Origin of the sequence: Marinobacter sp. S0848L (genome assembly GCF_023016065.1) — a bacterium.
Classification (GTDB): Bacteria; Pseudomonadota; Gammaproteobacteria; order Pseudomonadales; family Oleiphilaceae; genus Marinobacter.
In genome coordinates, this window is sequence record NZ_JALKAQ010000031.1 from 1 (window position 1) to 499 (window position 499).

The window sequence follows — 499 nt, forward strand, 5'->3', positions numbered from 1 at the left end:
GGTAATCCCCCCATTTTTAAGGGGGTTCAAAAGTAGACCTCAGGCCATCATGGCCAACTTCTGTTGAGGAGTAATTCCTCCGAGCCCCATATTGGGTCGTTCGTGATTGTAGTGCCAGAGCCAGCGAGTGGCATAATCCTGGACTTCTTCGGTGCTGTCGAACAGATACTGTGCCAGCCAATCGTAACGGACCGTTCGGTTGTAACGTTCGATATAGGCATTCTGCTGGGGTTTGCCGGGCTGGATAAACGCCAGTGCAATACCTTGCTTCTCTGCCCAGGTCGCCAGCTTACCGCTGATGTATTCGGGGCCGTTGTCACACCGAATAGAGCGCGGTTTCCCTCGCCACTCAATGATCTGCTCAAGTGATCGGATAACACGCTCTGCCGGAAGTGAGAAGTCCACCTCGATGCCAAGGCCTTCGCGGTTGAAGTCATCAATCACATTCAGCAGCCGGTAACTGCGACCATCGTTTAACTGGTCGTGCATGAAGTCCATC

At 53.1% G+C, this 499-nt stretch carries 1 protein-coding gene; it reads right to left on the minus strand.

The genetic code is table 11. The annotated features are described in order from the left end of the window. Nucleotides 1-39: 39 nt before the first annotated feature. Nucleotides 40-499, minus strand: a 460-nt coding sequence (locus MWU64_RS15350) for an integrase core domain-containing protein (protein ID WP_247065354.1), incomplete at its 5' end; no start/stop codon positions are given.